At 76.0% G+C, this 21,273-nt stretch carries 21 protein-coding genes and 1 riboswitch; of the genes, 13 read left to right on the top strand and 8 right to left on the bottom strand.

Going from position 1 to position 21,273, the window contains the following annotated elements:
- Positions 1-24 precede the first annotated feature (24 nt).
- Both GCU67_RS06200 and GCU67_RS06195 read left to right on the top strand, forming a co-directional pair.
- Positions 25-678, top strand: a complete 654-nt coding sequence (locus tag GCU67_RS06200; RefSeq protein WP_163610173.1) for a hypothetical protein — start codon at positions 25-27, stop codon at positions 676-678.
- 152 nt (positions 679-830) lie between these two features.
- Positions 831-1,703, top strand: a complete 873-nt coding sequence (locus tag GCU67_RS06195) for a GmrSD restriction endonuclease domain-containing protein (protein WP_338104811.1) — start codon at positions 831-833, stop codon at positions 1,701-1,703.
- A gap of 34 nt (positions 1,704-1,737) precedes the next feature.
- On the opposite strand, the gene GCU67_RS06190 is transcribed toward GCU67_RS06195, so the two are convergent.
- The 3 genes from GCU67_RS06190 to GCU67_RS06180 form a co-directional block, all read right to left on the bottom strand.
- On the bottom strand, positions 1,738-2,709 hold the full coding sequence (locus GCU67_RS06190) for an LGFP repeat-containing protein (protein WP_163610172.1): 972 nt from the start codon (positions 2,707-2,709) through the stop codon (positions 1,738-1,740).
- A gap of 317 nt (positions 2,710-3,026) precedes the next feature.
- Positions 3,027-3,485: a cupin domain-containing protein gene (locus tag GCU67_RS06185; protein WP_163610171.1), complete on the bottom strand. Its 459-nt coding sequence runs from the start codon at positions 3,483-3,485 to the stop codon at positions 3,027-3,029.
- A gap of 16 nt (positions 3,486-3,501) precedes the next feature.
- On the bottom strand, positions 3,502-4,086 hold the full coding sequence (locus tag GCU67_RS06180; protein ID WP_163610170.1) for a class I SAM-dependent methyltransferase: 585 nt from the start codon (positions 4,084-4,086) through the stop codon (positions 3,502-3,504).
- 49 nt (positions 4,087-4,135) lie between these two features.
- Between GCU67_RS06180 and GCU67_RS06175 the strand changes: the two genes are divergently transcribed.
- Both GCU67_RS06175 and GCU67_RS06170 read left to right on the top strand, forming a co-directional pair.
- Positions 4,136-5,476: a DNA polymerase IV gene (locus GCU67_RS06175; protein WP_170311009.1), complete on the top strand. Its 1,341-nt coding sequence runs from the start codon at positions 4,136-4,138 to the stop codon at positions 5,474-5,476.
- A 61-nt stretch (positions 5,477-5,537) separates the two neighbouring features.
- Positions 5,538-6,221: a sel1 repeat family protein gene (locus tag GCU67_RS06170; RefSeq protein ID WP_163610168.1), complete on the top strand. Its 684-nt coding sequence runs from the start codon at positions 5,538-5,540 to the stop codon at positions 6,219-6,221.
- Between the two features lie 15 nt (positions 6,222-6,236).
- On the opposite strand, the gene GCU67_RS06165 is transcribed toward GCU67_RS06170, so the two are convergent.
- From GCU67_RS06165 to thiM, 4 genes are all read right to left on the bottom strand, one after another.
- A complete protein-coding gene (locus GCU67_RS06165; RefSeq protein WP_163610167.1) occupies positions 6,237-6,908 on the bottom strand; it encodes a thiaminase II/PqqC family protein in 672 nt (223 codons plus the stop codon).
- Complete coding sequence (gene thiD, locus GCU67_RS06160) at positions 6,905-7,729, bottom strand: bifunctional hydroxymethylpyrimidine kinase/phosphomethylpyrimidine kinase (protein WP_163610166.1); 825 nt, start codon at positions 7,727-7,729, stop codon at positions 6,905-6,907. Before thiD ends, GCU67_RS06165 begins: the two co-directional genes overlap by 4 nt.
- Positions 7,726-8,370: a thiamine phosphate synthase gene (thiE, locus tag GCU67_RS06155; protein WP_163610165.1), complete on the bottom strand. Its 645-nt coding sequence runs from the start codon at positions 8,368-8,370 to the stop codon at positions 7,726-7,728. The genes thiD and thiE overlap by 4 nt, the downstream gene beginning before the upstream one ends.
- Positions 8,367-9,158 (bottom strand): hydroxyethylthiazole kinase, encoded by a 792-nt coding sequence (gene thiM / locus GCU67_RS06150; protein WP_163610164.1) that lies wholly within the window; start codon positions 9,156-9,158, stop codon positions 8,367-8,369. Before thiM ends, thiE begins: the two co-directional genes overlap by 4 nt.
- Positions 9,151-9,244: riboswitch (TPP riboswitch) on the bottom strand. (Overlaps the previous gene by 8 nt.)
- 268 nt (positions 9,245-9,512) lie before the next feature.
- Between thiM and GCU67_RS06145 the strand changes: the two genes are divergently transcribed.
- The 6 genes from GCU67_RS06145 to GCU67_RS06120 all read left to right on the top strand — a co-directional run bounded on the left by GCU67_RS06145 (position 9,513) and on the right by GCU67_RS06120 (position 15,904).
- A complete protein-coding gene (locus tag GCU67_RS06145) occupies positions 9,513-10,904 on the top strand; it encodes a LamG-like jellyroll fold domain-containing protein (protein ID WP_163610163.1) in 1,392 nt (463 codons plus the stop codon).
- Positions 10,905-11,011: 107 nt separating this feature from the next.
- Positions 11,012-11,569 (top strand): hypothetical protein, encoded by a 558-nt coding sequence (locus GCU67_RS06140; protein ID WP_163610162.1) that lies wholly within the window; start codon positions 11,012-11,014, stop codon positions 11,567-11,569.
- A complete protein-coding gene (locus tag GCU67_RS06135; RefSeq protein WP_163610161.1) occupies positions 11,566-13,113 on the top strand; it encodes an SPFH domain-containing protein in 1,548 nt (515 codons plus the stop codon). Before GCU67_RS06140 ends, GCU67_RS06135 begins: the two co-directional genes overlap by 4 nt.
- Before the next feature lie 196 nt (positions 13,114-13,309).
- Positions 13,310-13,933: a hypothetical protein gene (locus GCU67_RS06130; RefSeq protein WP_163610160.1), complete on the top strand. Its 624-nt coding sequence runs from the start codon at positions 13,310-13,312 to the stop codon at positions 13,931-13,933.
- The gene (locus tag GCU67_RS22715; protein ID WP_163610159.1) at positions 13,930-15,321 is read left to right on the top strand and encodes a LamG-like jellyroll fold domain-containing protein; all 1,392 of its coding nucleotides are present in this window, start codon (positions 13,930-13,932) and stop codon (positions 15,319-15,321) included. The genes GCU67_RS06130 and GCU67_RS22715 overlap by 4 nt, the downstream gene beginning before the upstream one ends.
- A gap of 136 nt (positions 15,322-15,457) precedes the next feature.
- A complete protein-coding gene (locus tag GCU67_RS06120; RefSeq protein WP_338104810.1) occupies positions 15,458-15,904 on the top strand; it encodes a GNAT family N-acetyltransferase in 447 nt (148 codons plus the stop codon).
- 73 nt (positions 15,905-15,977) lie between these two features.
- Here GCU67_RS06120 and GCU67_RS06115 read toward each other — a convergent pair whose 3' ends face one another.
- Positions 15,978-17,870, bottom strand: coding sequence for a DEAD/DEAH box helicase (locus GCU67_RS06115; RefSeq protein WP_338104809.1), 1,893 nt, complete (start codon positions 17,868-17,870; stop codon positions 15,978-15,980).
- 103 nt (positions 17,871-17,973) lie between these two features.
- On the opposite strand from GCU67_RS06115, the gene GCU67_RS06105 reads away from it, so the two are divergent.
- The 3 genes from GCU67_RS06105 to GCU67_RS06095 all read left to right on the top strand — a co-directional run bounded on the left by GCU67_RS06105 (position 17,974) and on the right by GCU67_RS06095 (position 21,255).
- A complete protein-coding gene (locus GCU67_RS06105; protein WP_163610158.1) occupies positions 17,974-18,804 on the top strand; it encodes an alpha/beta fold hydrolase in 831 nt (276 codons plus the stop codon).
- Complete coding sequence (bluB, locus tag GCU67_RS06100) at positions 18,801-20,519, top strand: 5,6-dimethylbenzimidazole synthase (RefSeq protein ID WP_163610157.1); 1,719 nt, start codon at positions 18,801-18,803, stop codon at positions 20,517-20,519. The genes GCU67_RS06105 and bluB overlap by 4 nt, the downstream gene beginning before the upstream one ends.
- Positions 20,520-20,724: 205 nt before the next feature.
- Positions 20,725-21,255: a DUF4190 domain-containing protein gene (locus tag GCU67_RS06095; protein ID WP_163610156.1), complete on the top strand. Its 531-nt coding sequence runs from the start codon at positions 20,725-20,727 to the stop codon at positions 21,253-21,255.
- Positions 21,256-21,273 lie beyond the last annotated feature (18 nt).

The raw sequence follows: 21,273 nt of genomic DNA, 5'->3' as shown, positions 1-21,273 counted from the left end.
TCCACCGATCCAGGGAGTTCCTCCGTGCACGCACTTCTCACCGGTCTGCTGGGCAAGGTCGGCTCCGCCGGACTCGCCGCCAAGATCGCCGCCGGCGCCACCGCTCTCGTCGTCGTCGGTGGTGGCGCTGCGGCCACGGCCCAGGCCGTCGAGTCGACGCCCGTCGCCAGCACCGAGGTCGCCGAGGTCGCCGCGGACCCCACGGACGCCCCGGTGACCGACCCGGTCGTCACCGAGCCGGAGGAGACCGAGCCCGTGGTCACGGAGCCTGCACCCACCGACCCGGTCGTGACCGAGCCGGAGCCGACCGACCCGGTCGTCACGGAGCCCGAGCCGACCGACCCGGTCGTCACCGAGCCGGAGCCGACGGAGCCCGAGGTCACCGACCCGGAGACCCCCGAGGTCCCCGAGGCCGAGACGCCGGAGGCCCCCGAGGACGACGCCGACGAGGGGCACCCGGACAACCACGGGGCCGCCGTCTCCGCGGTCGCCCACGACAAGACCCTGACCGGCCGCGACCACGGCAAGGCCGTCTCGGCTGCCGCCCGTGCGCACGAGGACGCGGATGACGAGGACGAGGTCGAGGTCGAGGAGCCCGAGGCCCCCGAGGTCGAGGACGGGCAGGACACGTCCGACGGCGGCCACGGCAAGGGTGGCGGCAAGGGCGGCAAGGGCTGAGTCCCACCGCAGCGCAGTGAGCCGACAGGGGTCGGGCGATCTCCTCGCCCGGCCCCTGTCGGCGTCCTCACGGGCGTGACCGCGCGTCGCTGCGGAAGATCGGCCTGGTCCGCTCGTAGCGTCGGGAGCTGATCGACTCCCGGGGGATCCACGTGAAACACCGCATCGCCGTCCTGCTGGCCGCCACGGCGTTGGGCACCGCCGGCTGCCAGACCATCGCCCCCGTCACGACCCCGGACGCCGTCTCCGAGGCCGCCCGGCAGGCGCAGCCCGGCGCACCCACCGCGGGTGAGCGCGCGACCGACGTCCTGGCCCGGCTCGCGGTCAAGGGGCGCGCCCCCGAGACCGGCTACGACCGTGACCAGTTCGGTCAGCAGTGGGCCGACGTCGACCGCAACGGCTGCGACACCCGCAACGACGTCCTGGCCCGCGACCTCGTCGACGAGGCGTTCAAGGCCGGCAGCGACTGCGTCGTGGTCACCGGCACCCTCGCCGACCCCTACACCGGGCAGACGATCCGGTTCGAGAAGGGCGACGGCAGCAGCGTCGACATCGACCACGTGGTCGCGCTGAGCAACGGCTGGCAGACCGGCGCCTTCGCCTGGGACGAGGCCCGCCGCACGTCGTTCGCCAACGACCCGCTCAACCTGCTGGCCGTCGACTACTCCGCCAACCGCCAGAAGGGCGCCGCCGACGCCGCCACCTGGCTGCCCGACGTCACCGGGTACCGCTGCACCTACGTCGCCCGGCAGGTCGCGGTGAAGGCCACCTACGGGCTGTGGGTGACCCAGGCCGAGCACGACGCGATCACCCGGGTGCTGGAGACCTGCCCCGACCAGCCGGTCCCCGGCCCGGACACCGCACCCGCGGCCGGCACCCCCGCGGCCCCGTCCAGCGCCCCACGGACCGAGCCCTACGTGAACTGTGCCGCAGTCCGGGCCGCAGGCGCGGCGCCGCTGCACCGGGGCGACCCGGGCTGGTCCGACAGCATGGACGGCGACGGGGACGGCGTCGCCTGCGAGTGACCCCGGCGCCGCGGCGCCGGGGTCACTCCCCCGCTCAGCCGCGCACCACCCGGCCGTCGGCCAGCCGCACCAGCGTGCCGCCCTGGAAGGACTGGGCGAGCATGCCGCGGTAGTCGAAGGTCTCCCCGGTCGGGTAGCCCAGCGGGCCGTTCTCCCAGCCCTGAGCGGCCCAGGCGTCCCGGAACACGACCGGGACGACGACGGTCGGGGTGGAGGCCGACCGGTAGACCGACCCGCCCTGGAAGTGCTGGCCGCAGCCGTTGCCGCGCAGCCCGCAGAAGGTGTCGCGGGTCGGGTAGCCGAGTGGGCCGTTCTCCCAGCCCTGCGCGGCCCAGCGGTCGCGGACGGCGGTGGTGACGACGACGGGCCCGCCGGCCGGCGTCCAGTAGATCGACCCGCCCTGGAAGTGCTGGCCGCACCCGCCGTCGCGCAGGCCGCAGAACAGCTCGCTGGTCGGGTAGCCCAGCTGCCCGGACTCCCAGCCGGTGGCCGACCACCGGTCACGGACGACGCCGGCGACCTGGCGGGCACCCGTGGCCGGCGACCAGTAGACGGACCCGCCCTCGAAGTGCTCGCCACAACCGCCGTCGCGCAGCCCGCAGAAGGTGCCCGAGATCGGGTAGCCCAGCGCGCCCCGCTCCCAGCCCTGGGCGGCCCAGCGGTCGCGCACCTGGTTCAGGACGATGACCGCGCCGGTGGTGGGCGACCAGTAGATGGAGCCGCCGGTGTAGTGCTGGTAGCACCCCGAGCGGACCAGCCCGCAGATCTCACCGCTCACCTGCGCGCCGAGTGGCCCGGAGGAGGCGCCGGATCGGTGGTACGCGAGCCGGATCGGGCTGAGGTCCGCGATCGTGGGCGTGACGAGCGAGGCAGTCGGCGCACCGGGCGGCGCGGCCTGGGCCGGTGCCGTGGAGAGCAACAGCACGGCCAGCAGGCCGAGGACGAGCGTGGCGGCGGCCCGCGCGCGCCGCAGCAGGTGGGGTCCTCCAGGAGCGGAGCTGGTCATCGGAGGTCTCCCGTTCGTCGTCGGCGCCGTGCGCGCCCGTACCGGACGACGCCGGACCGTAGCGCTGGTGACACCCACCGCACACCCCCTTTCTGCACGGCTGACGGCCCGGGTCCGGCCGGCGCTGCGCTCAGCCCTCGGTGCGCCGCAGCGGCGGGTGCAGCGCCGCCGCCGGGCCGCGGCGGTACAGCTGCGCGGATCGGCCGCCGTCCCGGGTGGCGACGGTGGACTCCGGCCCGCACCTCTCCTACGGCCAGACGGTCACCCTCCGCCGGTCCGCCACCCGCCTCTCCCTGGGATGAGCCCCGGGACGGCGGTCAGTCGCGGAGGTTGAGCTGGTCGTGCTCCAGCGCGAAGGCGTCGATCTCCTCCGTGGACGGCGTCCGGCCGCCGGCGTGCAGCTCGACCAGACCGGTGAAGTACGCCTCCCGTGGGATGCCGGGGGTGAACAGGACCAGGAAGCGGGCGCCGACGTCCGGCCCGGCCGAGCGGAAGCCGTGCACGGCGGAGCGGGGCACGTACACCAGGTCCCCGGCGTGCGCCGTCGTCCACCCGCCGTTCGCGAGCACCGCCAGCGACCCCTCCAGCACGTGGAAGGACTCGCTGAACGTGCGGTGCAGGTGCGGCCCGGGGCCGCTGCCGCCCGGCGCCATGGTCACCTCGAACAGGCCGAAGTCGCCGCGGGTCTGGTCGCCGGTGGCGAGGAACCGGGTGCGGCCGGCGGAGCGCTGGTCCTCCTGGCGGGAGAACGTGGCCGGGTCGGGCAGGTGGGTCATGCCCCGAGCCTGCTCCTCAGCGCAGGACGGCGACCAGGAAGTCGGCGTCCGGGGTGGAGGGCCGCAGGTCCCAGGTGGACAGCAGCAGGTCCGCCTCCCAGCCGGTGGCGCGGGCGTCGGTGAGGAACTCGTCGAACTCGTAGCCGCGGCCCGCGCCGAAGCCGAATGCCGCCCTGCCGCCGTCGGCCAGGTGCGCCCGCAGCCGCCGCAGCACCTCGCGCCGGGTGCTGGGCGCCAGGAACGCCATCACGTTGCCGGCGCAGACGATGCCGTCGAACTGCTCGCCCAGGTCGAGCTCGGCGAGGTCGCCGACCACCCACCGCGGACCGGGGTGGTCGGCCTCGGCGGCGGCGATGAGCACCGGGTCGCCGTCCACGCCGACCACCGTGTGCCCGGCGGCGTGCAGCACCGCGCCCACCCGGCCCGGGCCGCAGCCGGCGTCGAGCACCCGGGCGCCGCGCGGCAGCAGCGCGTCGACCAGCCGCGCCTCCCCGGCGAGGTCGGCGCCGCGGGCGGCCATCGCGCGGAACCGCTCGACGTAGCGGTGCGAGTGCTCGGGGTCGGACTGGGTGATCTGCGTCCATGCGCTCGGCTCGACCATGGGGGCATCATCGAGGGTCGGTCGGAGCGGCGGTGGAGGGGGGACGGGCGTGCGGCGTGAGCCGAGCATCCTGCACCTGGACCTCGACGCCTTCTTCGCCGCGGTCGAGCAGCGCGACAAGCCCTCCCTGCGCGGCCGGCCGGTGGTCGTCGGCGGCACCGGTGGGCGCGGTGTGGTGGCCACCGCCTCCTACGAGGCGCGGGCGTTCGGCGCCCGCAGCGCCATGCCCACCGCCGAGGCGCGGCGGCTCTGCCCACCCGGGACGGCGTTCCTCGGCGGCCGGTTCGCCGCCTACCGGCGCACCTCGGAGGTGGTGATGGCGCTGCTGCGCGACCTGTCCCCGCTGGTCGAGCCGGTCTCCATCGACGAGGCCTACGTCGACCTGGCCGCCGGCGGGCACGACCTGGGCATCGCCGGGCTCACCGCGATGGCGACCGACCTCAAGGCGCGCCTCGCCGCGGCCACCGGCGGGGTCACCGGGTCGGTGGGCATCGGCACGTCCAAGTCGCTGGCCAAGATCGGCTCGGAGCTGGACAAGCCCGACGGGCTCACCGTCGTCCCGGCCGGCTCGGAGCTCGAGGTGCTGCACCCGCTGCCGGTGCGGGCGCTGGGCGGCGTCGGCCCGGTCACCGCCGAGCGGCTGGCGCAGATCAAGGTGAAGACCGTCGGCGACCTGCACCGGCTCTCGCTCGTGGACCTGACGAGCCTGGTCGGCCAGGCCAACGGCGCCGGGCTGTACCGGCTGGCCCGTGCCGACGACGACCGGCCGGTGGTCGCCGACCGGGAGGCCAAGTCGGTCAGCGCGGAGGAGACCTTCGCCCGCGACGTCACCGACCCCGCGCGGCTGGCCGCCGAGGTCGACGCGCTCGCCACCCGGGTCGGGGTGCGGCTGCAGCGCTCGGGCACCTCCGGGCGCACGGTGACCCTCAAGGTCCGCCGCTACGACTTCAGCACCCTCACCCGCTCGCAGACCCTCGCGCACGCCGTCGACGACCCGCGGCACATCGCCGAGGTCGCGCACCGGCTGCTGACCGCCGTCGACCGCTCGGGCGGGCTGCGGCTGCTCGGCGTCGGCGTCTCCGGGCTCTCGCCCTACGCCCAGGGCGACCTGTTCGCCACCGAGGCCGCACCGGTCGTGGAGCCCGCCGCCGAGGAGCCGGACGTCGAGCCGGTGCCCGACGACCCGCGGCCGGGCGCCGCGGTGCACGCCTGGTACCCGGGGCAGGACGTCGTCCACCCCGACCACGGCGCGGGCTGGGTGTGGGGCAGCGGGCTCAACCGGGTGACCGTGCGCTTCGAGGGCCCGCTGACCACCCCCGGCCCGGTGCGCACGCTGCCCGCCGACGACCCGGCGCTGCAGCCGGCCGACCCTCCGGACTGGACCCCCTGAACGGGTGGACCAGCCCCCTGGGGTGAGGCGCGCGGACGCCCGGGCACGACAGACTCCGAGCGTGCCCCTGGACCCCCAGTTCCCCTCGGACGACGACCACCTCGTCGCCCGGTCCCCGGGCGACCCTGCCGAGCCGGCGCAGGACCCCACCCCCGACGGACCCGACACCGTCGAGACCCTCCGCGAGCGGTCGCTGCGCGAGGCCGCCGAGCGGGGCGACGCCCCCGCCGCGCTCGAGCTGGCGCACCTGCTGCGCGAGGCCGGCCGGCACCTGGAGTCCTGGCACTGGGCCCAGCTGGCCGCCGACGCCGGCAACCTGACCGCCGCCGGGACCCTCGCCTGCTGGCGCTGGGTCGAGAGCCGGGACACCGCGCTGGAGCCGCAGCTGCGCGCCGGCGCCGACCACTCGCACTCCGCCCGCGCCGGCCTGGCCGACCTGCTCCGCGTCACCGGGCGGGTCGAGGAGGCCCGCAGCGTCCTGGAGCGCGGCGCCGTCCGCGGTGAGGTCGCCAGCTGGCTGCCGCTGGGCAACATCTACCGCGAGGAGCTGGACGACGTCGTCGCCGCCGAGGCCGCCTACCGGGCCGGCATCGAGGGCGGTGACATCCACTCCCACCACAACCTCGGGGTGCTGCTGCTGGGCGCCGGTGACGTCGACGGCGCGATCGAGCACTTCTCCATCGCCGCGGCCGGTGGCGACGAGCTGGCCGCCCGGGTGCTGCGCCAGGTCATCTCCGAGGGCTGAGCCGGACGGGCGGGGTCAGCCCAGCGGGTGCGCCCAGGTCTCCTGCGCGTGTGCCGAGCGCCAGAACTCCAGCTCGTAGCGGGTGGCCAGGGCGAACGCCCGGTGCATCGCCGGCACCGCCGACGGCGTGGCCGCCGCGGCCTCGTCCACCAGCTGCCGCGCCCGGCGGGTCGACTCCTGGAACGCCGGGTCGTCGTAGGTGGCGACCCAGCGGGCGTAGGGGTGCCCGGGCGTGCTGCGGGCGGTCGCCGCCAGCCGGACGCCGGTGTCGGCGTAGACCCAGTAGCAGGGCAGCACCGCCGCCGCGGCCACCTCGTAGGACGCCGTCGCGGCCGTGGCCACCAGGTAGGAGACGTAGCCCAGGCAGGTCGGTGAGTGCAGCAGTTCGGCGGACGCGGGGCCCAGCAGCTCGGAGCCGAGCAGGTCGGCGTGCAGCGCGGTCTCGACGGTGCGGGTGACCGACGCGGAGCCCGCCCAGACGGCGGCCGCGTCCGGGTCGTCTGCGCGGGCGGCCAGCAGGGCCAGCGCCTTCGCGTACCCGGCCAGGTAGAGGGCGTCCTGCTCCAGGTAGTGCCGGAACGCCGCCGGGGCGAGCGTGCCCTCGCCCAGCTCGGTGAGGAAGGCCAACTCCTCGATCGCGGTGCGCAGCGCCGCCGTGGCGGCCCAGGCGTCGGCGGTGAAGCTCACGCCTCCCACCACCCGGCGAAGTGGTGCACCGGGCCGTGGCCGGAGCCCACGCCGAGCGCGGCACCGGCCTCCAGCGCCGTCTGCAGGTAGTCGCGCGCCCGGTCGACCAGCGGTGCCCAGTCGGGTTCGCGGCCGGCCAGGCGGTCCTGCGCGGCCAGCGCGGTCAGCGCGGAGGACAGCGTGCAGCCGGTGCCGTGGGTGGAGGTGGTGGCCACCCGGGGGCGCCGGGTCTCCAGCACCCCGCCCGCGGTGACCAGCACGTCGACGCTCTGCTCCCCGCCCAGGTGCCCGCCCTTGAGCAGCACCGCCGCCGGGCCCAGCGCCAGCAGCGCCGTGGCCTGGGGCGCCAGCTCCTCGACCGTGGTGGCCGGTGCGACGTCGAGCAGCGCGGCGGCCTCGGGCACGTTCGGGGTGAGCAGGTCGGTGACCGGCAGCAGGTCGGCCCGCACGGCGTCCACCGCCTCGGCCGAGATCAGCCGGTCGCCGCTGGTGGCGACCATGACCGGGTCGCAGACCACCGGGCCGCCGGGACGGTCGGCCAGCACCCGGGCCACCTCCCGCACGACGTCGGCGGTGCCGAGCATGCCCAGCTTGGTGGCGTGCACGGTGACGTCGGCGAACAGCGTCTGCAGCTGCAGCGCCACGAAGTCCGCCGGGACGCCGTGCACCCCGGTGACCCCGCGGGTGTTCTGCGCGGTCAGCGCGGTGAGCACCGCGGTGCCGTAGGTGCCCAGTGCGCTGAAGGTCTTCAGGTCCGCCTGCACGCCGGCGCCCCCGCTGGGGTCGCTGCCGGCGACGGTCAGCGCCACGGCCGCCGTCACCGCCCCATCTCCTCGCGCAGCAGCCGGGCCGCCTCCGCCGGGTCGGCGGCGGCGCAGACGTCGGAGACGACGCAGATGCCGTCGACGCCGGTCACCAGCGAGGCGTTGGAGGAGTGGATGCCCCCGATCGCCACCGCGACCAGGCCCGCGGCCCGGGCGCGTGCGGCCAGCGCGCGGACCCCGGCGGGCTCCAGCGACTCCCCCGCGTCGGGCTTGGTGGGCGTGGACCACACCGGGCCGATGCCGACCAGGTCCACGGTGCCGCCGGGGAGGGCCAGGACGGCGTCGAGCTCGGCGTCGCTGCCGGTGGACACCCCGACCAGCGCGTCGGGCCCGAGCAGCGCCCGCACCTCCTCGGCGGGCAGGTCGTCCTGGCCGACGTGCACGCCGTCGGCGCCGGCGACCAGCGCGACGTCCACCGCGTCGTTGACGAACAGCGGGACGTGCGGTGTCGGCGCGAGCACCGCCTGGACGGCGCGGGTCAACGCCAGCAGGTCGCGCCGGCTCGCGGTCTTGTCCCGCACCTGGACGGCGGTGACGCCACCGGCGACGGCCGCGGCCACCACCGCGGGCACCGACCGGGGCGCGCAGAGCAGGGTGTCGGTGACCAGGTAGAGCGTGGCGTCCAACCGGCGGGTCACCAGCTCACCTGCGCGCGGGTGAGCGCGTCGCCGTCCACGGCGTCCAGCGCGTCCAGCCACAGCGCGGCGAAGGTGCCCGGGCCGGCCGCCGTCGCGGCGGCGGCCTCGGCGGCCAGCGCCACGTGGGCGTGCGCGGCGACGGTGCCGGTGAGCGCGTCCCCGGCGGCGGCGACGTAGGCGGCGACCAGGCCGCCGAGCGCGCAGCCGGCGCCGGTGGTGCGGGTCAGCAGCACCGACCCGCCGCCGACCCGGACCACCCGGTGCCCGTCGGTGACCACGTCGACCGGGCCGCTGACCGCGACGACCGCACCGGTGCGCCGGGCCAGCTCGCCGGCGGCCTCGAGGGCCTCCTCGGGACCGTCGACGCTCTCCACGCCGCGGCCGCCCTTCCCCGCGCCGGCCAGCGCCAGCACCTCCGAGGCGTTGCCGCGCACGACGGTGGGCGACATGCCGACGAGGTCCACGGCCAGCCCGGTGCGGAACGTCAGCCCACCGACGGCGACCGGGTCGAGCACCCAGGGCGTGCCGGCCTGCCCGGCGGCCCGGGCGGCGACCCGCATCGCCTCGGCGGTGCGCTGGTGCACCGTGCCCACGTTGACCAGCACCGCGGAGGCGACTGCGGCGAACTCGCCGGCCTCGGCCGGCTCGTCGACCATCGCCGGCGCCGCACCCACCGCCAGCAGCGCGTTCGCGGTGATCGTCTGGACGACGGTGTTGGTGAGGCAGTGCACCAGGGGGGAGGTGCTGCGCAGCGCCGCGTTGGCGGCGCGCAGTGAGGTGGCGTCCACGCCGTGACATCCCTTCGCCAGCGAGAGCTGGAGCAGGTTCGACGGGTGTGATCTCAGTCCCGGTCGGGACACCCCGTGTCAGCAGGCGACGCTAACACCACTGCCGCGACGGGCTGCAGCGGTCGGGGACCGGCGACACCGGCTGCGTCACAGCCGCAACTGCCCGGTTCCGCATCCCCGCCGTCCTATGCTCCGGCGGCCGGGAGGACCCGTCCGCCGGCCGGCACGACGGGAGGACCCCCGTCGCCCGGCGCCGGCGACGTCCGCACCGCCGGGACGACCGCGTCCCCCGGGCCGGCACCCCTGAGCGCACCGACCCCTCGGCGCGACCCCCGTCCGGAGAGCACCGACCACGTGACCACTGCCGCTCCCCCCGCGCCCGACCCGGCGCGCGCCGGCGTGCGCGGCTCCGGGGCGGCCCAGGTCGTGAGCGCGCTGGCCCGCACGGTGCTGGCGGCGCTCGCGCTGGCCGTCCTGGTCGCCCTCGTGCCCGCGGTGGCGGGCTGGCAGGCCACCGTGGTCACGTCCGGGTCGATGGCGCCCCGGGTGCAGCCCGGCGACGTCACGGTGGCCCGGCCGGTGGACACCGCGGACCTCGCGGCCGGCCAGGTGCTGCTCGTCGACGACCCGGACGGCGCCGGCGGACTCCTGCTGCACCGCCTGGTGACGGTGGAGGACGGCGGTCTCCGGTTGCGGGGCGACGCCAACCCCACCGCCGACGGCGCGCTCGTCGACCCGGCGGCGGTGCACGGGGTCGCCACCCTGCGGTTGCCCGGCCTGGGCCTGCCCGTCGTGTGGGCGGCGCAGCAGCGCTGGGCGCCGCTCGGTGCCGCCACGCTGGCACTGGCCGGCCTCCTGGGCCTGGCGGTGCTGCACCGGCCCCCGGCCGACCAGCGGCCCGGCCGGGGTCCCCGGCGGGGGCGGCGCCGGTCGGCGGCGGTCCTCGCCGTCGCCGTCCTGCTGCCGGGCGCCGCCGTGGCGGCGTACGGCACCGCGGCGGCGGCCTACACCGCCAGCACGGCCAACGGTCCTGACGCCTTCGGCTCCGCGTTGTACTACACCTGCGCCTCGGGGTCAGCCGGTGCGGCGCAGTACCTGGACCTGCAGGAGAGCAGCGGGACGGTGGCGACCAACCGCGGCTCCTACGCCGGGAACGGCACCTACGCCGGCGGGGTGACGTACGGGGTGGCCGGTCCACCCTGCACCGGCGCGACGCGGGCGGTCCGGCTGGACGGCAGCTCGGGCTTCGTCCACAGCGGCGTCAACGTCTCGCTCCCCCCGGGTCAGGCCTTCAGCACCCAGCTGTGGTTCTCGACCACGACCACGCGTGGCGGGTACCTCATCGGCTTCGGCAACGGGACCAACGGCGCCACCTCCAGCGCCAAGGACCGGATGGTCTACATGACCACCACGGGCAGGATCCGGTTCGGCGTCTACGACACCACGCCACGCACGGTGGTCTCACCGGCGAGCTACAACGACGGGAAGTGGCACCTGGTGACCGCCACCTTCTCCACGGACACCGGCATCAGGCTCTTCGTCGACGGCGCGCTCGTCCAGTCCGACGCCACGGTCACGGCTGCGGAGAACAACACCGGGTACTTCCGGGCCGGCTACGACAGCCTCCAGGGCTGGCCGGACGAGCCCACCAGCCACTGGTTCGCCGGTTCCATCGCCCACATGAGCGTCTTCGCCGGCAGGCTGACCCGGGCCGAGGTGGCCGCCCAGTTCGCCGCCGCCGGCTGAGGACCCGGACGGCACCGTCCGTTTCTCGCCCCCGGAGGGGTGAGACTGCTTGATCACGATGCGCTGACCTGTGACTCTGGCCGCCAGAGACCCAGGAGGAGGCCCGCGTGGACCCCGTCGCCATGGCCTTCCTCGCCGTCGGCGGGGTGGGTCTGCTCGTGCTCGTCGTGTCCCTGCTGGCCGGGGAGCTCGGCGACCTCGGGCACGGTGACGCCGACGGCCCGTTCTCCGTCCCGGCGATCGCGGCGTTCCTCGGCGGCATCGGCTTCGGCGGGGCCGCGGCGACCGCGCTGCTGCCCGAGCTGCCGGGGGTGGCCACCGTGCTGCTGGCCCTGGTCGCCGGCCTCGTGGTCGCCCTGCCGCTGGCCGCCGGCGCCGTCCGGCTCTCCGCCTCGCTGCGCGACATGGCGACCGAGCCGACCCTCACCCCCGCCCGGCTGCTCGGCGCCCAGGGCGTCGTCATCAGCCGGGTCCCGGCCGGCGGGTTCGGTGAGGTGCGGCTCGCGGTCGCCGGTCAGCAGCTCAAGTACCACGCCCGCAGCGACGTCCCGCTCGCCGCGGGGACGCCGGTCTACGTCGTCGACACCCCCACGGAGACCTCCGTGCACGTCGTCTCGACCGCCCCGGAGACGACCCCCTTCCCAGATCCCGGAGGAACCGCGTGACCCTGCTCATCGCCATCGGCGGCATCGCACTGCTGGTGCTGCTGCTCGTCCTGCTGGTGCTCTCCCGGATCAAGGTCGCCGGCCCCAACCAGGCGTTCCTGGTCACCGGCCGGCAGGGCCGCTCGGTCACCAGCACCGACGGGGCGGTCAGCCGCGACATGAGCGGGCAGAAGGTCGTCATGGGCGCCAGCGTCTTCGTGCTCCCGGTCGTGCAGAAGCTCCACTCGATCGACCTGTCCAGCCGGCGCATCCCGGTCGCCATCCGCGGGGCGGTGAGCCTGCAGGGCGTCAAGTGCGACCTCGAGGGCGTCGCGATCGTCAAGGTCGGCGGCAACGAGGGCGCCATCCGGGCCGCCGCCCAGCGCTTCCTCAACCAGCAGGAGGGCATCGACACGTTCACCTCTGAGGTGCTCGCCGGTGCGCTGCGTTCCATCGTCGGTCGGCTGACGATCGAGGAGATCATCCGCGACCGGGCGGCCTTCGCCTCCGCCGTCGCCGAGGAGGCCGAGTCCTCGCTCACCGGCCAGGGGCTGGTGCTGGACACCTTCCAGCTGCAGGACATCCAGGCCGAGGGCACCTACCTCGCCGACCTGGGCCGGCCCGAGGCCGCCCGGGTGCTGAAGGAGGCGAGCATCGCCGAGGCCCGCGCCCGGCAGGCCGCGCAGCAGGAGCAGCTGCTGGCCGACGAGGCCATCGCGATCTCCCAGCGGCAGCTGGCGCTCAAGCAGGCCGAGATCGACGCGGAGATCGACGCCGCGAAGGCCCGGGCCGCCGCGGCCGGGCCGCTGAGCCAGGCCGCCCAGGACCAGGAGGTGCTGGCCGCGCAGGAGAAGGTCGCCGAGCGCACCGCCACCCTCACCCAGGCGCAGCTGGACACCAAGGTGCGCCGTCCGGCCGACGCCGAGCGCTACCGGGTGGAGCAGGAGGCCGAGGGTCGGAAGAACTCCGCGATCCTCTCCGCCGAGGCCCAGCGCCAGGCCACCATCGCCGCCGCCCAGGCCGCTGCAGAGCAGGCGCGGCTGTCCGGTGAGGGTGAGCGGGCCCGCCGCAGCGCGCTGGCCGAGGCGGAGGCGATCGAGGGCGCCAAGCGCGGTGAGGCCGAGAAGCTGCGCCGCGAGGCCATCGCCGACGCCGTGGAGCGGGAGGGTGCTGCCGAGGCCGCCGCCATCCTGGCCCGCGGCAAGGCCGAGGCCGCGTCGATGGACGCCCGGTCCGATGCGTTCGCCACCTACGGCGAGGCCGCGATCCTGGACCTGCTGGTCAAGGTGCTCCCCGACATCGTGTCGGCGGCGTCGGCCCCGCTGGCCGCGGTGGACAAGATGACGGTGATCTCCGCCGACGGCGCCGGCGCGCTGGGCCGGTCGGTCGCGGCGAACGTGGCGCAGGGGATGCAGATCACCGGCGACCTGACCGGCCTGGACGTCGCCGCGATGCTGCGCCGGCTGGGCGTGGGCGCGACCGACGGGAACCCCGCGGCGACGGTGACCCACGTGCCGCTGGACGGCGTCAGCGGCAACGGCGCCTCGGCCGACGGGCACCGCTGACCGCTCCGTCCCTGAGCCCCACCGGGTGGCCCTGCGTCCCGGGTCCACCCGGTGGGGCGGCACCATGCTCCTGGGTCGTCACCCTGCGGAGTGAGCGAGTCACTCAACGTCTGCCCGGATCCAGCCGTTGCTCCTAGCGTCACCCTTGCGGACCACCGCAGGAGCCCATGACCCCACCGACGACGGGAGACCGAGGATGCGCAGCGCCACCGCTCGTCGCCCCCGGTCCCGGCGCGCGCGGGCCCGGCTGGTCGCGGTGGCGTCGGCCACCGGCGCCCTGCTGCTGGCCGTGACCGTGGTCTGGCAGTCGGCCTCGGCCGGCTTCACCGACTCCACGGCTCCCCTGCGGGCCACCGCGGGCACGGCCACCATCACGCTCACCGACGACGACGCGGAGGGCAAGCTCTTCACCGTGACCGGTCTCCGGCCCGGCGACAGCACGGGGCCGCGGTGCATCACGGTGCGCTCCACCAACTCGACCGTGGGCCCGACCGCCCGGCCCTCCGACGTCCGGATGTACGCCACCGGGCTGAGCAGCCAGCGCTCGCTGGCCGGCTGGCTCACCGTCGGCGTCCGGATCGGCACCGGTGGCGGCTACGCCGGCTGCACCGGGTTCCAGTCCAAGGCGCAGGTCTTCTCCGGGCACCTGACCGACTTCCCCGCCGACAGCTGGTCGAACGGGCGGAACTCGTGGACGGCACCCGCTGCCGGTGAGACCCGCACCTACGAGATCACCGTGACCCTCGACGCCGCCACGCCCACCAGTGCCCAGGGCGGGTCGGCCGGCGCCACCTTCGTGTGGGAGTCGAGGTTCTCGTGACCGCCTCCCCCACCGGGCTGCGCAGCTCCCGGGCGGCCCTCGTCGTCAGCGCCCTGGCCCGCACCGTGCTGGGCGCGCTGGTCCTGCTCGTCATGGTCTCCGTCGTCCCGGCCGTGGCGGGCTGGGAGTCCACCGTGGTCATGTCCGGCTCCATGGCGCCGAGCGTCCAGCCCGGCGACGTCACGCTGGTCCGCCCGGTCGAGGCCGCCGCCCTGGAACCGGGCCAGGTCCTCCTCGTCGACGACCCGGACGTCCCCGGCGGCCTGCGGCTGCACCGTCTGGCGGCCGTGACCGACGCCGGTCTCCTCCAGCTCAAGGGCGACGCCAACGCCACGGCCGACGGCTCGCTGGTCGCCCCCTCGGCCGTGCACGGGGTGGGCGCGCTGCGGCTCCCCGACCTCGGCCTGCCCGTCCTGTGGGCGTCGGAGGGCCGCTGGCTCCCGCTGTCCGGTGCCACGCTCGTGCTCACCGCCCTGCTCGGGCTCGCCCTGCTGCACCGCTCCCCCGACGACGAGCCCGGCGAGGAGCCGCCGGCCCTCGTCGGACCGCCGTCCGGGCCCCGACGCAGCCGGCGCCTGCGGACGGCGGTGCGGGGGAGCACGGCAGCCCTGGCCGTCGCCGTCCTCGTGCCGACCACGGCGGCCGCGTTCAGCGGGAGCACGGCCAACCACACCAACACCTTCGCCGCGGCACCGAACTTCACCTGCACCGGTCCGGCCGCGCCGGTCGCCGCCCAGTACCTGGCGATGCAGGAGACCCGCGGCCCGACGGCGGTCAACGACGGCACGTTCACCGCGGACGGCACGTACAGCGGCACCGGGGTGACCTACCGGGTCTCCGGACCGCCCTGCGACCGGGCGGACCGCGCCGTGACCCTCGACGGCAGCTCCGGCTTCGTCTACACGTCCATCCGGGTCAGCAACCCCTCGCCGTTCAGCACCCAGCTGTGGTTCCGGACCACCACCGCCCGCGGCGGGTACCTCGTCGGCTTCGGCAACGGCACCAACGGCGACACCTCCAGCAGCAGGGACCGGCTGGTCTACATGACCAACGACGGGCGGGTGACCTTCGGCGTCTACGACGGCAGCGCCCGGACCATCAGCTCGTCCAGGGCCTACAACGACGGTGCCTGGCACATGGTGACCGCCACCTTCTCCGGCTCGACCGGTGCGACCCTCTACGTGGACGGCGTCCAGGTCGCCGTCAACAGCGCGATGACCACCGCCGAGCCGGTGTCCGGCCTCTTCCGGGCCGGGTACGACAACCTGGCCGGCTGGCCGAACGCCCCCACGAGCAACTTCTTCGCCGGGTCGATCGCCCACATGGGCGTCTTCGTGACCGCACTCCCCGCCGGCGAGGTGGCCAGGCAGTACGCCGCCTTCAGGTGACCTGGCCGATCGCGGGCACGTCAGCGTCGCCGACACCCGGGTGCTGCCCGCTGACCAGGTCGCGCACCGGTCCCGCACCGGCAGCTGACCCCGGGCCCGCGCCGACCACCTGCCCCGCTCGGGGGAGCATGTCCCGGTGACCGACCAGCCCGTGCTGCGCACCGCCCACTTCTCCGAGCTGACCCCGGCCGAGCTGTACGGCATCCTCCGGCTGCGGGTCGACGTGTTCGTGGTCGAGCAGGCCTGCCCCTACCCCGAGCTCGACGGCCGCGACACCGAGCCGACCACGCAGCACCTGTGGTTCGCCGACGACGACGGCACCGTGTTGTCGACCATCCGACTGCTGCACAACGGCGAGGACCGGGCCATCGGCCGGGTCGCCACCGCGGTGTCCGCGCGCGGGCGCGGGCTGTCCGCCCGGCTGGTCGAGCGCGGCATCGAGCTCAGCGAGGGCCGCACGATCGACATCGGCGCCCAGGCGTACCTGGAGAGCTGGTACACCCGCTTCGGCTTCCGCCGCTCCGGCCCGGACTACGACGAGGACGGCATCCAGCACCTCCCCATGCGCCTGCAGCGAGCCTGAGTTCCGATCGTTCCCGGCCCCGTCCGGAGGTTCGCCGCGAGCTGGCGAGTGGTGAGTGGGACGGGGTCCTCGTCTAGTCGGAGCCGGTGAGGGAGGCGGCGGGGAGCCAGTCGGCCTCCAGCAGCTCGGCGATCTGCTGCAGCCCCGCGGTGTCGCCGCCGGCGGTCGAGCCGGTGACCGCCAGCCGCTCGACCATCACCCGGGCGACGTCCTCCTCGACGGTGTCGGCGGCAAACGCCACCCGCCACGGGGAGACCTGGTGGTCGCGGTGGGTGCGGCCGGTGACCTGACGGGCGGCGATCCCGGAGAACCGCGGCTGGTGGAACAGTCCCACCCGCGGCGTGGTCGACGCGGTGAGCCCGCCGGGCAGCTGCTCGCGGGCGTGCAGGCTGATCGAGGCGGTCACGGTGAACACGCACACCGGCGCCGCACCGGTCTGGAAGCGCAGCCGCTCGGCCTCGACGTCGAAGCGGTCCCGGCCGTAGATGCCGGCCACCTCGATGCCGCCGTCCAGCAGCGCCTCCCGGATCGGGTCGGCGGCGGTCTCGACGAACTCCACCGAGACGGCGACCTGCCGGTCGGCCTCGACCTGTGCCTTCACCCAGTCGACGGTGGCCGCGGCCCGGATGAGCCCGGCCTTCTGCCGGAAGCGCAGCAGCGCTGCCCGGCCGCGGGCGCTCTGCCGGGCCCGGCGTGCCAGCTGCATCTCGGCCCGGAACTCCGACCACTCCGCCTCGTACTGCGCGCGCTCGGCCGGGGTCAGCTCGACCGGCGTGCCGGTCACCGACACCGGCCCCCAGGGGGCAGGGCGGTACAGCGTGGCCGGCGGGTCGGTGTCGGTCAGCCAGCTGCGCAGCTGCGTGAGGTCGGCCCAGCGCTCGTCGGCGTCCTCGGTCCAGCTCCACCCGTAGCGGGCACGTTCCACGTGGAACCCGTGCGCGGCCAGCCGGGCCGGGAGGTCGGACCACTCCTTGAGCGGCTCGCCGTGGACGGCGGCGAAGTGCGGCGCCAGGTAGGGCAGCTCCAGCGGCGAGTGCGCCGGGGTCGCGGTCGCCAGCAGGACGTAGGGGGCGTCCTTGACCCGGCCGGCGCCGGAGACGGCCTTCCAGTGCTTCCACCGCTGGGTCGTGGTGTGCCGCACCATGTGCGCCTCGTCGGCGATGACGACGTCGAACCGGCTCCCGGTCGCCTTCAGCGCGCCGTTGACCTTGCCCAGCCGGTCCCACGTCGTCACGCACCACCGCAGCCCGGCATCGCCGAAGGCGGCGATCGACCGCGCCCAGTGCGGCACGGTGATCGCCGCGGGCCGGTCGGCGACCACCAGCACCGTGCGCACCGGGCGGGGCGTCTCGGCGCGCTGGGCGGCGATCTGCTGCACGGCCAGGACGGCGGTGCCGGTCTTGCCCACGCCCGGGTCGTCGCCGAGCAGGAACATCCGCCCGCCGGCGGCGGCGTGCGCGGCGATGACGGCGGCCCCGGTGGTCTGCTCGGCTCGCGGGGTCATCGGCCGGCCCGGCGGCACCGGTCGCGGGTCGGCGTTCAGCTCGTCCTCGACGAACCGCTCGAAGCTGTACGGCGCCGGGTCGTAGGGCGCCAGCGCGGCGGGCAGGGACGCCCCGACGTACACGTGTGTCGACAGCCCGGCGTGCCACGTGGCACCGGGCGCGGGGGCGCGGAACGGCACGGCCAGCGCCCAGACCCGCTGCCCGGCCGGCGCGGTCGGCAGCCCGGCGGCGGCCGCGGTCCTCCGGGGGGCGGCCGTGCGGGGCGCGGCCTTCGCCGCTGCAGCCCGCTTCGTCGGCGCGGCCCGGGCAGTGGCCTTCTTCGTGGGCGTCGCCTTCTTGGCGGGGGCGGCCTTCTTCGCTGGCGTGGCCTTCTTCGCGGCCGCTGCGTTCTTCGCCGGGGTCGCCGCGCGGGCGGTGGTGGTGCGGGAGGAGCTGGTGGAGCGCCGTCGGCGTCCGGGCACGGGGTCTCCTGGGGTCGAGCGGCCGGTCGCTGCGACCGTAGGCGGGGCCACCGACGATCCGCGGCAGCGACATCGGGTCTGCGGCGTCTGATGGGATGGGGGCATGACCGATCCCGTCCGGCTGGCCGCCCGCACCCTCGGCGACACCGGGCCGCGGGTGGTGTTCGTGCACGGGCTGTTCGGCCAGGGCCGCAACTGGACGACGATCGCCCGGCAGCTGGCCGAGGACGGCCACCGCGTCACCCTGCTCGACCTCCCCCACCACGGGCACTCGCCGTGGACCGAACGGGTCGACTACCTGGACATGGCCGACCTGGTCGCCGCCGAGCTCGCGGCGCTCGGCGAGCCGGTCACGCTGGTCGGGCACTCGATGGGCGGCAAGGTGGCCATGCAGCTCGCGCTGCGCACCCCGGACCTGCTGCGCGCCCTGGTGGTCGTCGACATCGCCCCGGTCGAGTACCCCGAGACCGGCGGGCGCACCGAGGACCCGTCCGAGGAGGCCTCCCCCTTCGCCGCCTTCATCGCCGCGATGAAGGCGATCGACCTCGGCGCGCTGGCCACCCGCGAGGACGCCGACGCCGCGTTGCGGCCCGCCGTCCCGAGCACGATGGTCCGGTCCTTCCTGCTGCAGTCACTCGTCCGGGAGGGCGGGGGCTGGCGCTGGCGGCTGGACCTCGACGTCCTGGGCCGTGACCTGGCCACGTTGCGGGGTTTTCCTGAGCCCCCGGCCGGCGCTCACTTCGACGGGCCGGTGCTGTGGATCGCCGGGGCGAACTCGCACTACGTGCTCGACACCGACCGCCCGCGGATGGCCGGGCTCTTCCCGCTCGTGCGGCTGGTGCGGGTGAAGCACGCCGGGCACTGGGTGCACTCGGAGCAGCCCGAGGTGTTCGTCGAGACGCTCCGGCGGTTCCTGCAGCAGGTCGAGACGTGAGCGTGCACCCGCGGCCGGTACCGCTGATCGGTGACCCGACGGCGGCCTCGGAGCGGGCGGCGGACCCGACCGGCTGGGCGTTCGACCCGGCCGACCGGGACGCCCTGCACCGGGTGCTCGCCGCCCGCCGCGACGTCCGCCGCTACCGCCCCGACCCGGTGCCGGCCGACGTCCTGGAGCGGGTGCTCACCGCCGCGCACACCGCCCCCAGCGTCGGGCACAGCCAGCCGTGGCGCTTCGTCGTGGTCACCGACCCCAATGTGCGTGACCGCGCCGCCGTCCTCACCGACCGCGAGCGGCTGCGCCAGGCCGCCCAGCTGGAGCCCGACGCCGCCCGCCGGCTGCTCGACCTGAAGCTGGAGGGCGTCCGCGACGCCCCGCTCGGCGTCGTCGTCTGCTGCGACCGCCGCGCCCCGGCCGCGGGGGTGCTCGGCCGGGCCACCTACCCCGACGCCGACCTGTGGAGCTGCGCCGCCGCCATCCAGAACCTGTGGCTGGCCGCCCGCGCCGAGGGCCTCGGCCTGGGCTGGGTGACGCTGTTCCGCCCCGCCGACCTGGCGGAGCTGCTCGGCCTGCCCGACGGCGTGGAGACGCTGGGCTGGTTGTGCCTGGGCTGGCCCGACGAGCGCCCGCCCGCACCCGGCCTCGAGCGGGCCGGCTGGTCGCAGCGCCTGCCGCTGGCCGACGTCCTCATGACCGACCGCTGGGCCGGTGCGGCTCCCCCGCCGTCGGCACTGCGCGGCCCCGACCAGCCCGACGTCGTCGCCGCCCGGGACGGCGGGGACCGGCTGCTCACCCCGCCGGGCTCGCTCGGCGTTCTCGACGCCGCCGTCGACCGGGCCGTCGCCCTGGGCCGGGGCGGGGTCACCGGCGGCGTGCTGGTGCTGGCCGCCGCCGACCACCCGGTCACCGTCCACGGTGTCTCCGCCTTCGACCCCCGGGTCACCCGGGACGTCACCGAGGCCGCCGTCGCCGGGACGGCGGTCGGGGTCACCACTGCCCGCGGCGCCGGGCTGACGGCGGTCGTGGTGGACGCCGGGGTGGCCGGCGGACCGGTGCCCGGCGCGGTCGGCGCGCGCCCGGCCGGCCCGCGCGGGGACCTGGTCGGCTCCCCCGCGATGACCGCCGAGGACACCACGGCCCTGGTCGAGGCCGGCCGCGCCCTGGGGAGGGAGGCCGGTGCCAGCGGACTGGTGGCCCTCGGTGAGGTCGGCGTCGCCAACACGACCGTGGCCGCCGCACTCGCCTGTGCGTTGTTGCACGTGGAACCAGCGGCCGTGGTGGGCCTCGGTTCGGGCGCGGACTCGGCGATGCTGGCCCGCAAGGCCGCGGTGGTCACCGCCGCCGTCGCCCGGGCCGGCGTGGTTCCCGACCCGCTGACCGCGCTTGCCCAGCTCGGCGGTCCGGAGCTGGCCGTGCTCGCCGGGGTGGCCCTGGGGGCGGCGGAGGTGCGGGCGGTGGTCGTCGTCGACGGGTTCGCCGCGTCGCTGGCCGCACTGGCCGCCGTCCAGCTGGAGCCCGCGGTGCAGGCGAGCCTGGTCGCCGGGCAGCGCAGCCGGGAGCGCGGGCACGACCTGGTGCTGCAGGCGTTGGGCTGCGAGCCGCTGCTGGACCTGCGGCTGCGTGCCGGGGAGGGCGTCGGGGCCGTGCTGGCCGCGAGCCTGCTGCTGCAGGGCCTCGCCGTCCGCCGGACCGCGGCCCGCGTCGACCGCTGAGCCCGTCCCCCGCGGGTGGACCCGCGCGAGGCAGGGGAGAGCCGCGTGCGTACGCGGCTCTCCCCTGCCCGGCGCGGGTCGACCCGGCTGGGCGGCGCTCACCCTTCGGAGCGTGGCGGGTGGTCGGTGGTCCCGCGGGCTCCTACAGTCCGGACCACAGTGGTCCGACCCGCCGGGGCGGCACCCGAGCGCGGGGGACGAGCAGATGAGCCAGGACGACGACGCGGCGAGGCGGCACCCGACGGAGCCGTTCGACAAGCCGCTCCACGGTCAGGAACCGCAGCCGTACGGGCAGCAGCCCCAGCCCTACGGGCAGACCGCCCAGCCGTACGGGGAGGCCGCCGCGCCGTACGGGCAGGCATCCCCGTCCCACGGCGCGACCGCCCAGCCGTACGGGCAGGCCACGCCGTACGGACAGCCGCCGCAGCTCCCCGGCCAGCAGCCCCACGTCCAGCCCTACGGCCCGCCGCCGTACGGGTACGGCTACCCGCCGCCGCAGCGCACCAACGGGATGGCCATCGCCTCGATGGTGCTCGGGATCCTCTGGATCTACTGGATCGGCAGCGTCCTGGCGCTGGTCTTCGGCTACGTCGCCAAGCGGCAGATCCGCGAGCGTGGCGAGGCCGGCGGGGGCATGGCGACCGCGGGCATCGTGCTCGGCTGGGTCGGCATCGGCATCCTGGCCGTGATCCTCCTCTTCGGTGTCGTGCTCAGCTCCACCTCCGGCTTCAGCTGACCCCCGGGCGGGCCTGGG

The organism is Modestobacter muralis, assembly GCF_010682105.1.
In the GTDB taxonomy this organism is placed as follows: domain Bacteria; phylum Actinomycetota; class Actinomycetes; order Mycobacteriales; family Geodermatophilaceae; genus Modestobacter; species Modestobacter muralis.
The sequence above is the reverse complement of the archived record's forward strand: the minus strand, read 5'-3'. Positions and strand labels throughout refer to the sequence as shown.

Bases quoted from the DNA above. Each gene is read 5' to 3' on its own strand.
- GCU67_RS06190 (WP_163610172.1), bottom strand. From the start codon at position 2,709: ATGACCAGCTCCGCTCCTGGAGGACCCCACCTGCTGCGGCGCGCGCGG.
- GCU67_RS06185 (WP_163610171.1), bottom strand. From the start codon at position 3,485: ATGACCCACCTGCCCGACCCGGCCACGTTCTCCCGCCAGGAGGACCAG.
- GCU67_RS06180 (WP_163610170.1), bottom strand. From the start codon at position 4,086: ATGGTCGAGCCGAGCGCATGGACGCAGATCACCCAGTCCGACCCCGAG.
- GCU67_RS06130 (WP_163610160.1), top strand. From the start codon at position 13,310: ATGCGCAGCGCCACCGCTCGTCGCCCCCGGTCCCGGCGCGCGCGGGCC.
- GCU67_RS06105 (WP_163610158.1), top strand. From the start codon at position 17,974: ATGACCGATCCCGTCCGGCTGGCCGCCCGCACCCTCGGCGACACCGGG.
- GCU67_RS06095 (WP_163610156.1), top strand. From the start codon at position 20,725: ATGAGCCAGGACGACGACGCGGCGAGGCGGCACCCGACGGAGCCGTTC.